Annotated in this window: 14 protein-coding genes; 8 read left to right on the top strand and 6 right to left on the bottom strand. The window is 60.2% G+C overall.

Annotation, left to right across the window (positions count from 1 at the left end; genetic code table 11):
• Nucleotides 1-8: 8 nt before the first annotated feature.
• The gene (locus EXQ56_10625; protein ID MSO20895.1) at nucleotides 9-740 is read left to right on the top strand and encodes an SDR family oxidoreductase; all 732 of its coding nucleotides are present in this window, start codon (nucleotides 9-11) and stop codon (nucleotides 738-740) included.
• A 106-nt stretch (nucleotides 741-846) separates the two neighbouring features.
• The gene (locus EXQ56_10620) at nucleotides 847-1,422 is read left to right on the top strand and encodes a DUF1211 domain-containing protein (protein ID MSO20894.1); all 576 of its coding nucleotides are present in this window, start codon (nucleotides 847-849) and stop codon (nucleotides 1,420-1,422) included.
• A gap of 418 nt (nucleotides 1,423-1,840) precedes the next feature.
• Here EXQ56_10620 and EXQ56_10615 read toward each other — a convergent pair whose 3' ends face one another.
• The 6 genes from EXQ56_10615 to EXQ56_10590 form a co-directional block, all read right to left on the bottom strand.
• Complete coding sequence (locus EXQ56_10615) at nucleotides 1,841-2,608, bottom strand: hypothetical protein (protein MSO20893.1); 768 nt, start codon at nucleotides 2,606-2,608, stop codon at nucleotides 1,841-1,843.
• A gap of 141 nt (nucleotides 2,609-2,749) precedes the next feature.
• On the bottom strand, nucleotides 2,750-3,127 hold the full coding sequence (locus EXQ56_10610) for a DUF2283 domain-containing protein (protein ID MSO20892.1): 378 nt from the start codon (nucleotides 3,125-3,127) through the stop codon (nucleotides 2,750-2,752).
• Nucleotides 3,070-3,234 (bottom strand): DUF4258 domain-containing protein, encoded by a 165-nt coding sequence (locus tag EXQ56_10605; protein MSO20891.1) that lies wholly within the window; start codon nucleotides 3,232-3,234, stop codon nucleotides 3,070-3,072. Before EXQ56_10605 ends, EXQ56_10610 begins: the two co-directional genes overlap by 58 nt.
• 19 nt (nucleotides 3,235-3,253) lie before the next feature.
• The gene (locus tag EXQ56_10600; protein MSO20890.1) at nucleotides 3,254-3,766 is read right to left on the bottom strand and encodes an HIT domain-containing protein; all 513 of its coding nucleotides are present in this window, start codon (nucleotides 3,764-3,766) and stop codon (nucleotides 3,254-3,256) included.
• A gap of 178 nt (nucleotides 3,767-3,944) precedes the next feature.
• On the bottom strand, nucleotides 3,945-4,244 hold the full coding sequence (locus tag EXQ56_10595; GenBank protein ID MSO20889.1) for an integration host factor subunit beta: 300 nt from the start codon (nucleotides 4,242-4,244) through the stop codon (nucleotides 3,945-3,947).
• Between the two features lie 337 nt (nucleotides 4,245-4,581).
• Nucleotides 4,582-6,660, bottom strand: coding sequence for a 30S ribosomal protein S1 (locus EXQ56_10590; protein MSO20888.1), 2,079 nt, complete (start codon nucleotides 6,658-6,660; stop codon nucleotides 4,582-4,584).
• A 447-nt stretch (nucleotides 6,661-7,107) separates the two neighbouring features.
• Here EXQ56_10590 and EXQ56_10585 point away from each other — a divergent pair, with 447 nt between their 5' ends.
• From EXQ56_10585 to EXQ56_10560, 6 genes are all read left to right on the top strand, one after another.
• Complete coding sequence (locus EXQ56_10585) at nucleotides 7,108-8,850, top strand: fumarate reductase (quinol) flavoprotein subunit (GenBank protein MSO20887.1); 1,743 nt, start codon at nucleotides 7,108-7,110, stop codon at nucleotides 8,848-8,850.
• On the top strand, nucleotides 8,840-9,601 hold the full coding sequence (locus tag EXQ56_10580; protein ID MSO20886.1) for a succinate dehydrogenase/fumarate reductase iron-sulfur subunit: 762 nt from the start codon (nucleotides 8,840-8,842) through the stop codon (nucleotides 9,599-9,601). The genes EXQ56_10585 and EXQ56_10580 overlap by 11 nt, the downstream gene beginning before the upstream one ends.
• Nucleotides 9,507-9,995, top strand: a complete 489-nt coding sequence (locus EXQ56_10575; protein ID MSO20885.1) for a fumarate reductase subunit C — start codon at nucleotides 9,507-9,509, stop codon at nucleotides 9,993-9,995. The genes EXQ56_10580 and EXQ56_10575 overlap by 95 nt, the downstream gene beginning before the upstream one ends.
• A gap of 45 nt (nucleotides 9,996-10,040) precedes the next feature.
• A complete protein-coding gene (locus EXQ56_10570; protein ID MSO20884.1) occupies nucleotides 10,041-10,388 on the top strand; it encodes a fumarate reductase subunit D in 348 nt (115 codons plus the stop codon).
• A 173-nt stretch (nucleotides 10,389-10,561) separates the two neighbouring features.
• Nucleotides 10,562-10,795, top strand: a complete 234-nt coding sequence (locus tag EXQ56_10565; GenBank protein ID MSO20883.1) for a hypothetical protein — start codon at nucleotides 10,562-10,564, stop codon at nucleotides 10,793-10,795.
• Nucleotides 10,796-10,854: 59 nt separating this feature from the next.
• Nucleotides 10,855-11,586 (top strand): succinate dehydrogenase/fumarate reductase iron-sulfur subunit, encoded by a 732-nt coding sequence (locus EXQ56_10560; protein ID MSO20882.1) that lies wholly within the window; start codon nucleotides 10,855-10,857, stop codon nucleotides 11,584-11,586.
• Nucleotides 11,587-12,143 lie beyond the last annotated feature (557 nt).

The raw sequence follows: 12,143 nt of genomic DNA, 5'->3' as shown, positions 1-12,143 counted from the left end.
AGGCGCACATGGCTGACTTTCTAAATGGCAAGGTAGCGGTGGTAACCGGTGGCAGCCGCGGCATCGGATTGAAGATCGCGGAGCGCCTGCTCGGCGAAGGAGCCAGCGTGGCCATCTCCGGGCGCGACGGCAAAACGCTGGCCGATGCCGGCAAGCGAATGCAGGCGGCTTCTTCAGCAGGGGGGCCGGGGCGCATCGAAGCGGTGGTCAGCGATGTGCGCAGCTACGCCGACGTCGAGAAGCTGATGGCCCGCGCCGCCGAGCGCTTCGGCGGCATCGACTACCTCGTCAACAACGCCGGCATCGGCATCTTCAAATCCGTCGAGCGGCTGACGCCTGACGAGTGGGATGCGGTCATCCAGACCAACCTGAGCGGCGTGTTCTACTGCGTGCGCGCGGTGGTTCCCTACATGAAGAAGCGCGGCGGCGGTTACATCGTCAACATCTCCAGCCTCGCGGGCAAGAATGCGTTCGCCGGCGGCGCGGCGTACAACGCCTCGAAGTTCGGCCTGAACGGCTTCAGCGAGGCCATGATGCTCGACCTGCGCTACGACAATATCCGCACCACCTACGTGATGCCCGGCAGCGTGGACACCAAGTTCGCCAACAACCCCACCGGCGCGGAGTGGAAGGTCGCCGCGGACGATGTCGCGCAATCCGTGGTGGGCCTGCTGCGCTCGCACCCGCGCAGCATGTTCAGCCGCATCGAGGTCCGCCCCAGCCAGCCACCGAGGAAGTGAGTGGGGAGTAGGGTGTAGGATGTGGGGTGTGGCACTGGTAGCCACGGTGAGCGGTTTTCTCGCCGTGGGCTTTCCCGCAGTAGTCTTTGATTGCCGGAGTAACCAAATGACCAAAGGACGGCTGGAAGCGTTTAGCGATGGCGTGATCGCCATCATCATCACCATCATGGTGCTGGAGCTGAAAGTCCCGCAGGGCGCCGACTTCGCCGCGCTCGCGCCGCTCGCGCCGGTCTTTCTGAGCTACGTGCTCAGCTACGCCCACCTCGGCATCTACTGGAATAATCATCATCATATGCTGCAGGCGGCGCAGAAGGTGAACGGCCCCATCCTGCTGGCCAATCTACATCTGCTGTTCTGGCTGTCGCTCGTCCCGTTCGTAACCGGCTGGATGGGCGAGAACCATTTCGCCGCGCTGCCCGTGGCCCTCTACGGCATGGTGCTGCTGCTATCCGGCATCGCCTACTTCATTCTCGCTCGCGCGCTGACTGCGCACCACGGAACTGACTCGCGCCTGGCCGTCGCGCTGGGCAGAGACTTCAAAGGCAAACTCTCGATTGCCATCTACGCCGTCGCCGTCCCGCTGTCATTCGTCAACCCGTGGATCGCCTTCGCGCTCTACACGCTGGTGGCACTAATGTGGTTCATCCCCGACCGCCGCATCGAAAACACACTGGCGGATTAGGGCTGCGCACGCCACTGGTGCAACACAACGCAGCGAGACCATTTTTACGGATGCTGTAGCCCGATCCGATCCGAGCCGCGCCAGTCATGGCGCGTCCCCAATGCGCGAAAACCAAAATGTTACTCAGCGCGGCACTTACTTGGGCAACCGATCGCGCACCCGCGTCATCGTGGACGCGCCATGACTGGCGCGGCTCGGATGCCCCATCCGGCAAAACGGGCGAGTGATCCCCTGCGGGGATCAAACCCCATCCGCGCCCAAGGCCCCTTCCGCGGCCACCGCTGGTTCGTCGCCGGACAATTGGTTGGTCTACTACCGCGTGATCGGCAACGAAGTCCACCTGCGCACAATTTACCCTGCACGCATACCCTAAAGGGTATTTCAGTCGCCAATCGGAAAAGGGAATCCTTCCATCCAGTCAATGGCGCTCCCATTCTGAAAGCATCCGAAGAATAACTCCTTGAGCGATCAACTGGGCTGTCAGTGATAGCAGCAATGTGATTGGAAGGGTGTGCGTCTCGACTGTCATGGAAAAGACCAGACAGAAAACGGCAAAGCTCCATAGAGCCGGAAGGAAGCCGCGAAAAAATCTGGCGACAGACTTCCACCCAAGTTGGGCATGTTCAAAGGCGGCAAGTATGGCGATAGCGACAGGGAATGGAGTGAGTAGCCCGCTGAGGTTCGGCCCCAACTTCCCGGCGAGAAAAGTAACCGTGAAAACCAAGCTAGCCGCCGCCAACATTCGCGCCGGAATGTCCCAGCTTGGAATCTTCATGGTCGCATTCGCGGCCCGGGGTGCCGGGATCAACAGCCGCACGGCGGTTAGTGCGGCGATGGCGCAGGCAAAGGAAGTCAGCACAGAAACTCGCAGCGTGAACAAGAGGCCCGTAACCAATCCAAATGCCAGCCAGCCGGCGGCCAGGCTTAGTGTCCATCCGAAGCGCATCGAGCAGGAGAAGTAGGCTGCCGTGAATGCGGCGACGGCGACGAGGCCAAGCAATGTTGCACGGGCAGCGCCTGAGGCAAACGCCCCGCCTTGCTCAATGGCGAAAAAGCAAAGGGTGGGCCCGGCGACAATCGGAAGCGCCGCCAGCACCCCTGCCACACGCGCACCCCATTTCCGCGTCGCCAGGGTGACGGCGGCGATGAGCAAAGGCACAAGGATCAATTTGAGCAGTAACAACATGAATTAGAACCGGGAGCTTCGGCAAGTGATTCGGGCAGGACGCGGGTTTCATTGATGGTGGTCATGAAGTTGGTGTCGGCGTGCCAGCAGGGGAGAGCTTGCATGAAACATGAAAGAGCTACAGCGGCATCCCTGGAAAGGTCAATGAAAACCAGTGGCACACTTCGGTTTATGCGGCGGGTTTGCGAAGCAGGCGGCGCTTTGAGTCGGGGGCAGCTTCACACGAATACCCGACAAATCTTTTGCGGGCACCTTCTTTGTGACGTTCAGGATTTCTATCCCTAGCAGTCTGCCCTTGGCGTCCAAATCGATCATGGTGTCGTCATCCACCCGCTGGTTGCGGGCGAATTTGCCGTTCTGAAACTTGATGTACAGCGCATCCGCCTGCCAATCCAAGCTGATCTCCCTTGCTATTTCCCACAGAAGACAGTAATGACGACAAAATCCTCGCCCTGTTCGACCTATACCACGCTGATCTCTTCGCCCTTGATCCTTTTGACGGCCTGCTTTCTCCCATATTTTACATCAATAACGTTCTCAGGCGTGGTAATTGCCTCCTCGACCCACGCCTTCTTGATCCCTCGCATCTTCATACTCTCTTGCACATGATTCGTGTAGATAATCATCTCGGTAAATGACCCAGTATCAGAACAGCGCTTTCAGTTTGCGATAAGTGTCGTCGAGGGATTCGGGCAGGACGCGGGTTTCGCCTATGGTGGTCATGAAATTCGTGTCGGCGTTCCAGCGGGGGAGGACGTGCATGTGGATGTGGTCGGCGATGCCCGCGCCGGCGGCGGAGCCGAGGTTCATGCCCAGGTTGACGCCGTCGGGATGGTAGGCGGTCTGGATGGCCTGCTCGGCGCGCTTGGTCAATGAGGCGATCTCGGACCAGGTGGCGTCGTCGGCCATGCCGAGCGAGCCGATGTGGGCGTTGGGGGCGACCATCACGTGGCCGCTGCAATAGGGGTAGAGGTTCAGCAGGATGAAGGCGCGCACGCCGCGATGGAGGATGAAATTTTCTTCATCGCGCGCGACATCAATTGGGCCGGCGAGCTTGTCGCAGAAGATGCAGCCCGATTCGCCAGCGTGCTGGCCGGGCTTGCTCGGCTCCTGGCCGGTAACGTAGCGGTATCGCCAAGGGCTCCAGAGAAAATCCATGGTGGTGGTCCTGCGCCGGCCTAGGAACCTCAGCGGCTAAAGCCGCATTAAATTGGTGGCGTTGGCGGCACGACTGAAGTCATGCCCTGACGAAAAGCCCTGCCAAAAAACGGGGAACATCGCCCAGCCTCTCAAGAGCAGGATGCGCTCCGTGCCTCCGTGGCCAATGCATGTGCGGTTAAGCCTTCGCCGCGGCGGCGGGCTTGGCGTTGATCAAGTCCTTCAATTCTTTGCTGGGCTTGAAGTAGGGGACGCGCTTGGGCGGGACGTCGACGCGCGCGCCGGTCTTGGGATTGCGGCCCACTCGCGAGCGGCGTTCGCGGGTGCGGAAACTTCCGAAGCCGCGAATCTCAATCTTGTCGGCGCCGCGCAACGCTTTCACGACGGCCTCGAAGATGGTCTCGACGATCACCTCGGAGTCTTTGCGGGACATCTCCACCGCGCGGGAAACTTCATCAATCAAATCGGCTTTGGTCATGGTCTCTTTGTTCCCTCCACTGGGAAATCGCCTGCCAATTAGCAAGGCTAAGTAACGAGGTAACGGGATAGCTAAGAGGGCCTTCCGCGATTCGCGCCGCTGCGCCAACCGCCCCATCTATCGGAAAAGCATTTGAATCAATACTATAAACTGGAATCGGGCGACATGCAAGGCCGTCGATGTAGGTTGGCAGGGTTCCAGGTTTGTGTTACTCCGTGTACCTCTGCGTCCTCTGCGGTTTAGAACGATCTTAACCACAGAGGACGCAGAGGTACACAGAGTAACACCAAATAGGACAATACCGGCTTGCGGAAGTGTCCCAACTAATCTGCCGCTGCTAGTTATTGTTCTTCGCGGCCAGGCGCTCTTTCAGCGCGATCAGGTCGCCGATGGTGCTGGTTACATTGGGGTTGGAGTGCTGCGCGGAGGAGCCGCGGTCGCCTCTATCGCTACGCGGCGGACGATCCCCGCGCGGACCACGATCGCCCTTGCCGCCACTGCGCTGCCCACCGCCTTCGCGGCCACCCGGGCGAGCGCCTTCACGACGGGCGGGACGCTCGGCGCGTTCCTTCTCCGCCAGCGCGGCCAGCTCTTCGGCGTGTAGCGCCTTCATGCTCAGGCCGATCTTATGCTCTTCCGGCGAAACTTTCAGAATGCGGAAGTCGTGTTCCTCGCCCACCTCGAACGGGATGGCGGCGCGATTCCTGATCAACGGGAACAGCTCGGAGATGTGGCATAGTCCCTCGACACCCTCGGAGAGTTCGACGAACACGCCGAAGTCCGTCTTGCGCATGATCTTGCCGCGCACATCTTCGCCAACCTGATGTCCGCCGCAATACTGCTGCCAGGCATCGGGCTGCAATTGCTTCACGCCGAGAGAAAGGCGCAGATTCTCCGTGTCTATCTTCAGGACGACGGCCTTGATCATTTCGCCCTTCTTGAGTACGTCGGAAGGATGCTTCACGCGCGTTGTCCAGCTCAGATCAGAGACGTGAATGAGGCCGTCAATGCCCTCCTCGACTTCCACGAACGCGCCGAACTCGGTCAGGTTGCGCACGCGGCCCTCGATGATGGTGCCCTCGGCGTAGCGCTCCGGCAACGTGGCCCAGGGATTAGGCTGAGTCTGCTTAATGCCGAGCGAAATGCGGCGGTCCTTGGGGTTGACGTCCAGAATGACGGCTTCGACTTCGGCGTCTTTCGAGACGATCTTCGACGGATGCTTCAGACGCTTGCTCCAACTCATCTCGGAGACATGCACCAGACCCTCGATGCCGGCCTCCAGCTCGACGAATGCGCCGTAGTCGGTAACCGAAATGATTTTCCCCTTCACGCGGTTGCCCACAACATAGCGCTCAGCAACCAGCAGCCAGGGGTCTTCGGTCATCTGCTTGATGCCTAGCGAGACACGCTCTTTCTCGACATCGAACTTGAGAATCTTCACTTCTATCTGCTGGCCAGCGGTCAACACGTCGGCGGCTTTGCCGATGCGGCCCCAACTCATGTCGGTGATGTGCAGCAGGCCATCGATGCCACCCAGATCGACGAAAGCGCCGTACTCGGTGAGGTTCTTGACCACACCGGTTACGAGCGCCCCTTCGCTCAACTTCGCCAGGGTTTCGGCCTTGCGGGAATTGAGATCCTCTTCGAGCAAGACCTTGCAGGAGACCACTACGTTGCCGCGCTTGGCATTGATCTTAATGATGCGAACCGGCAACTCCATGCCCACCAGCGGGTCGAGCTCGCGCACGGGACGCACGTCAATCTGCGAGCCGGGCAGGAAGGCGCGCACGCCGATGTCCACGGCGAGACCGCCCTTGGTCTTCTCGAGCACCTTGCAGGTGAGAATCTTATTGGCCTCGGCGGCCACTTCCAACTCCGCCCAGATTTTGGCGTTCTTCACCTTGGCGTAGGAGAGGCGGATGTAGCCGGTGGCGTCGTCGCTGGCCATTACCACAACATCGATCTCATCGCCGGGCTGCACGGTGATGTTGCCCTGGAGATCCTTGAACTCGTCGATGGCGACCAGACCCTCGCCCTTCAGGCCGATGTCTACGATGACGTCGGTAGCGGTGAGCTTCACCACGCGGCCATGCTTGGCCGTGCCGATGGACTCATCGGGCCGTTGCGAATAGGAGTCAACCAATTGGCCGAAGGCCTCGGCTTCGGCGGCAGCGGCCGCTTCGGCTTCTTCCTCGGTCATGGCGACAGGTTCCGCGAAGACTGCTGCCGCCGGAACAACCGTTGCGGGTGCCTGCGGAGCCTCCGCTACAGGGGCGCTGGCAGCGGCGGTTTCCGGTGCGGCGGAAGTCACTTCAGAAGTCACCTCGGTTGTCGGAGATGTCATCTCTTGGCTGGGGGCTTGGCTGGTGATGGTTTCGGTGATGATGATGGGGGAGTCAATTTCGGGTTCGGACATCGGTTACCTCGTTATAGTTTAATTACGCGTGAGCGTTTCGATTCTAGCGGGCTGGCGATCTGTAGCCGGCTAACAATTCCCAAAACACATAGCAAAAAGCCTGTTCTCCCCGCTCGTCTGGCCATCAGTATGGCGGGCCAGCGTATGAGCGGACAGATAGTGATGCTAACCCAATCACCGCATAAAGTCAGCAGCAAAAATCACAATACTCTTGACAGCAAGGGAGATACAGCCAAAAATTAATCCTTTTGGGACCCTGCTTCAGACCGCTCCACTCTCTGGGGCCAGTTGTTTCCCGGGCGGGCTGGTGGTGGCTGTCAATGCTTCCTTGCGCAGCAACTCACTGGACCGCTTTACCTACACGAATTGCTTGACAGCGCCAACGAGCGAGGTCAGAATAGATTCTTTTGAATTCCCCCGTGGCCGTTACCGAGCGAGAAGTAACTTATGGAAAGCCGTGAGCATGACGTTTTGATTGTCGGAGGCGGAGGCGCGGGTCTGCGCGCGGCCATCGAATTCGGGGAGTCCTTCCCCAAACTCCGCATCGGGGTGGTCTCCAAGGTTTATCCGATGCGCAGCCACACCGTGGCCGCCGAGGGCGGCGCCGCCGCCGTCATCAAATCCGAAGACAGCCATGACGCGCACTGCTACGACACGATTTCAGGCTCCGACTGGCTGGGCGATCAGGATGTCATCGAAGCGTTTGTCAGCGAGGCGCCCTCGGAGTTGCTGCGCATGGAGCACTGGGGCTGCCCGTGGAGCCGCGAGGCGGACGGGCACGTCGCCGTGCGGCCGTTCGGCGGCATGAAGATTGCGCGCACCTGGTTCGCCGCCGACAAGACCGGCTTCCACATGCTGCATACGCTCTACCAGACGGCTCTGCAATTCCCCAACATCCAGTGGTATGACGAGTGGTTTGTTTCGAAACTCCTGGTGGAGGACGGGCGCTGCCAGGGCGTGGCCGCCATGCAGTTGCTCACCGGCCAGTTGAAGGCGTTGCTGGCCAAGTCAGTCATCATTTGCACCGGCGGCGGGGGCCGCATCTTCCCGTTCACCACCAATGGCGCCATCAAGACCGGCGACGGCATGGGCTTGGCCTACCGCGAGGGCGTGGCGCTGAAAGACATGGAGTTTGTGCAGTATCATCCCACCGGGCTGCCGGGCACGGGCATCCTGATTACCGAGGCGGCGCGCGGCGAGGGCGGCATTCTGGTCAACAAGGACGGTTACCGCTATCTTCAGGATTACGGCCTAGGGCCGGCCGACCCCTGGCCCCGGCTACGCGGCATGGAACTGGGTCCGCGCGACCGGCTCTCCCAGGCCTTCGTGCATGAGGAGCAGAAGGGACGCACCATCCCTTCCCCTTACGGCAACGTGGTGCATCTCGACATACGCCATCTGGGCGAGGCGAAGATCAACAAGAATCTGCCGTTTGTCCGCGAGCTGGCCAAGAACTACGCCGGCATTGATCCGGTGTATCAGCCGATTCCGGTGCGGCCCGTGGTTCATTACATGATGGGCGGCATCGACACAGACATAAATGGCGCCACCTCGCTGCCCGGACTCTACGCCGCCGGGGAGTGCGCTTGCGTGAGTCTGAATGGAGCCAACCGGCTGGGCTCGAACTCCCTCACCGAGTTGCTTGTTTTTGGCTCGCGCGCCGCCAAGGCCGCGGCGGCGTTTGCTCAACAGCAACCGGGCGTGGCCAGCGGAAAGCTCGCGGCGCAGGCCGACGCCGAGCAGCAGCGCATCGCCGTGCAATACATCCGCAAGCAGGGGGGCAAGGAGCGCATCGCCACCATTCGCTCGGAGATGAACCTGGCGATGGAGGCGGGCGCGGGGATTTATCGCACGGAAGAAAAACTCAGCAAAGGATGCGCCGCGCTGGCGGCGCTCAAAGAGCGTTTTCAAAATGTGCAGCTCGACGACCGCAGCGTCTCGTTCAACACCGAGTTGATAACCGCGATGGAACTCGAATTCATGCTGGAGATCTCCGCGGCGGTGATGCATTCCGCTCTCCAGCGCAAAGAGTCGCGCGGCTCGCACCAGCGCACCGATTTTGTCCCGCGCGATGACGCCAATTTCCTGAAACACAGCCTGGCCTATCGCACCGACGGGGCTCCGCGCATCGCCTACAAGGACGTGGTCATTACCCGCTGGCCACCTGGAGAACGTGTTTATGGCAAATAGCAGCCTCGACGCAACCATGCGCCTGGAAATCTTTCGGTATTCGCCCGAGCAGGGTGGAGAACCTCGCATCGAAACCTATGAGGTTCCATATAGAGAAGATTGGGTCGTGCTGGATGCACTCAACTTCATTAAGGACCAGCTCGACGGAACCCTTTCCTATCGGTGGTCTTGCCGCATGGGCGTCTGTGGAAGCTGCGGGATGATGGTCAACGGTGTTCCCAAGCTCACCTGCGCCGCCTTCCTGCGCGACTACTATCCGAACCCGGTTCGGGTGGAACCGCTGGCCAATTTCCCAGTGCAGCGCGATTTGATCATTCGGCTCGAGGATTTCCTGGTAAAGCTGAAGAGCGTCCAGCCCTGGCTGGTGCGCAAGCAACCCAAACCGCTGGCGGAAGGCGAGCACCTGCAGACCCCGGCGCAGCACGCGCAGTTCAAGGATTTGAGCATGTGCATCAATTGCCTGCTCTGTTATGCCGCCTGTCCGCAGATGGGCCTGGAGCCGGACTTCATCGGGCCTGCCGCCATTGCGCTGGCGCAGCGCTACAACAATGACTCGCGCGATGAAGGGCGCGCTGCCCGCCAGGAAGTCATCGCCAGCCACGAGGGCATCTGGAATTGCACCTTTGTCGGGGATTGCTCGACGGTGTGTCCCAAACATGTGGACCCGGCCGGCGCTATCCAGCAGGCCAAGCTGGCCAGCACCGTCGACTGGTTCCAGGAAGTGTTATGGCCCTTTGGCGCCAGGAAATAAAAGCATGGACCTGAAACCCTACATCCGTCCGATGCCCGCGTTGTGGTGGACCAAGCGTCCGCCATACCTGCTTTTCATGCTGCGAGAACTTAGTTGCCTCTTCGTGGGCGGGTACGCGTTTTGGTTCTTGATGCTGCTGAAGCGCCACTCGGAGGGGCCGCAGGCCTACGCCTCTTTTCTGGAAGGATTGCGCTCGCCGTCGGCGATTGTGATTCATGTTGTCGCGCTGGCCTTCGCGCTGCTGCACACCATCACCTGGTTTCAAGCAACTCCACGGGCCATGGCCATCCGCCGCGGCGAGGAGCGCGTCCCGGACTCGATGATCATTCTGCCCAACTATGTGGCTTGGGTAGTGGCGTCCGCGGTGCTGGCATGGGTCGTTTGGCAGGCCTAAGTTGACAGGCCTGAGTTGGCAGGTCTGAGTTGGAAGAGATGACACATGGCGAAATCGAATGAACCGATTTTTTGGTCCTTATTCTCAGCAGGCGGCGTGGTGGCCGCTTTCCTGATGCCCATCCACATATTCCTCACCGGGATTGCCTGGCCGCTCGGAATCCTTCCCGAGCATGCGCTGGATTATTCCCGCGTGCAGGCTTTGCTGTCCCACCCCCTCGCGCGGCTCTATTGCTTCGTGCTGATCTCGCTGCCGCTGTTCCACTGGGCGCACCGCTTCCGCTTCACGCTGTTTGACCTCGGCATCCACGGCGGCAAGACCTTGTTGGCAGTGCTGTGCTACGGCGCCGCCATTGCCGGAACGATTGCCAGCGCCGTGCTGCTCTGGGGTTGATCTCCAGTAGTGATTTCTGCCCGAATCTTTCCTCAATACCTATTGCCTACTCACTATTCCCCGCTCTTTGCGTTCCCCCACAATCCCGCTCGCCCGCCAGCAGCGCCAACGATGCGGTGTAATTCGTTCAGTCTTTCCCGGGATTTCCAAATGGCGCGGTTTCAGGCTGGCACCTGGCCTACGATCTGCGCAACTTGCTGAACACTTCGGAGGCTATCGCGCGTTCGGCGTTGGCCCGTGAGGAGAGCCGCGGCGCGCACACGCGCCTCGACCACCCGAAGCTCTCGCCTGAGTGGGGCAAGGTCAACCATATTATTTCAAAGGATGGCGACGCCATGAAGCTGGTCACCTCGCCGCTCCCGCAGATGCCGCCGGAGTTGTCCAAGCTGTTCGACGAAGCGCACTAAGAGGACGCGCACTAATACGACAACGACCAATGAACATTGCCTAGCGGAGAGACAAGCATATGCCAGACGTTACATTCAGAATCTCGACAGGCTCGGCGGAGCAGCACGAAGAGAAAACCTATCGCGTCCCCGTGGCCGAGGGTTGGGTGGTGCTCGACGCGGTCCACTACATCCAGGCGCACGAAGCGCCCGATCTGGCCGTGCGCTGGAACTGCAAAGCGGCCAAGTGCGGCTCGTGCTCGGCCGAGGTCAACGGCAAGCCGAAGCTGATGTGCAAGACGCGCCTGGACGACTTCGCCGACGGCGAGGAGATCGTGGTCTATCCGCTGAAAACGTTTCCGCGCATCAAGGATTTGGTCACCGACGTTTCCTGGAACTACGAGGTCAACAAAAAGATCAAGCCGTTCACCCCCGCCAAGGACGCCAAGTGGTCCATGGACCAGAAAGATATGGACCGCGTGCAGGAGTTCCGCAAGTGCATCGAGTGCTTCCTGTGCCAGGACGTCTGCCACGTGCTGCGCAACCACGATAAGAAAGCCGAGTTCGCCGGCCCGCGCTTCTTCGTGCGCATCGCCAACCTGGAGATGCACCCGCTCGACACCGCCTCGCGCCTGGACTTTCTCAAGAATGAAGGCGGCCTGGGCCTATGCAACATCACCAAGTGCTGCACGGAGGTCTGCCCCGAGGACATCCACATCACCGACAACGCCATCATCCCGCTGAAGGAACGCGTAGTGGACGAATACTACGACCCCATCGCCAAACTCTTCAAAGTCTTCACCGGAAAATAGGCCCCGCCGACCATCGCCGGGCGGCGTGGGCAAGGACTCCCGCTGGTCGCCCTCGCGAGCGGGAGTGAGCGGTGGTTCACGCCGATATGCCCTCCATGCTGTCATCCTGAGGAGCGCAGCGACGAAGGACCTGCTTTTGCGTCACAGTGCCGCGCGCGTCAGCAAGCGGACCCGGTCGGCAGCACGACAATGCCCGGTTCGTGCCACCAACCCGCCAACATTCAAGCCGCGTCGTGACGTCATTCCGCGTGCCATGTCCAGCGGGTCCGCTCACTAACGCGCACGGCTCTGTGACGCAACACCAACCTGATGAAACAGAAGAAGGCCTGCTCATCACGAGCAGGCCTTCTTCATTTACTTACGCTGATGCGCTTAATAGCGTTGCGAATTACGACTGATTGCCGTTCGGCCGCGCCGCCTTCACCTTTTCGTCGAGCACGTACATGGTCGCGAAGGTGGACATTAGCAGCAACCAGCAAACGATCAATACAATTGTGAATGATTCCATAACGCTCCTTGTAAGATTACCGTCAGCCAATATACCACATCCCGAGGCC

The organism is Acidobacteriota bacterium, from assembly GCA_009691245.1.
Lineage (GTDB): Bacteria > Acidobacteriota > Terriglobia > 2-12-FULL-54-10 > 2-12-FULL-54-10 > SHUM01.
This window is presented reverse-complemented; position numbering and strand designations above follow the sequence as displayed.

Bases quoted from the DNA above. Each gene is read 5' to 3' on its own strand.
- EXQ56_10625 (MSO20895.1), top strand. From the start codon at position 9: ATGGCTGACTTTCTAAATGGCAAGGTAGCGGTGGTAACCGGTGGCAGC.
- EXQ56_10620 (MSO20894.1), top strand. From the start codon at position 847: ATGACCAAAGGACGGCTGGAAGCGTTTAGCGATGGCGTGATCGCCATC.
- EXQ56_10615 (MSO20893.1), bottom strand. From the start codon at position 2,608: ATGTTGTTACTGCTCAAATTGATCCTTGTGCCTTTGCTCATCGCCGCC.
- EXQ56_10605 (MSO20891.1), bottom strand. From the start codon at position 3,234: ATGATTATCTACACGAATCATGTGCAAGAGAGTATGAAGATGCGAGGG.
- EXQ56_10600 (MSO20890.1), bottom strand. From the start codon at position 3,766: ATGGATTTTCTCTGGAGCCCTTGGCGATACCGCTACGTTACCGGCCAG.
- EXQ56_10595 (MSO20889.1), bottom strand. From the start codon at position 4,244: ATGACCAAAGCCGATTTGATTGATGAAGTTTCCCGCGCGGTGGAGATG.
- EXQ56_10590 (MSO20888.1), bottom strand. From the start codon at position 6,660: ATGTCCGAACCCGAAATTGACTCCCCCATCATCATCACCGAAACCATC.
- EXQ56_10585 (MSO20887.1), top strand. From the start codon at position 7,108: ATGGAAAGCCGTGAGCATGACGTTTTGATTGTCGGAGGCGGAGGCGCG.
- EXQ56_10580 (MSO20886.1), top strand. From the start codon at position 8,840: ATGGCAAATAGCAGCCTCGACGCAACCATGCGCCTGGAAATCTTTCGG.
- EXQ56_10575 (MSO20885.1), top strand. From the start codon at position 9,507: ATGTGGACCCGGCCGGCGCTATCCAGCAGGCCAAGCTGGCCAGCACCG.
- EXQ56_10570 (MSO20884.1), top strand. From the start codon at position 10,041: ATGGCGAAATCGAATGAACCGATTTTTTGGTCCTTATTCTCAGCAGGC.
- EXQ56_10560 (MSO20882.1), top strand. From the start codon at position 10,855: ATGCCAGACGTTACATTCAGAATCTCGACAGGCTCGGCGGAGCAGCAC.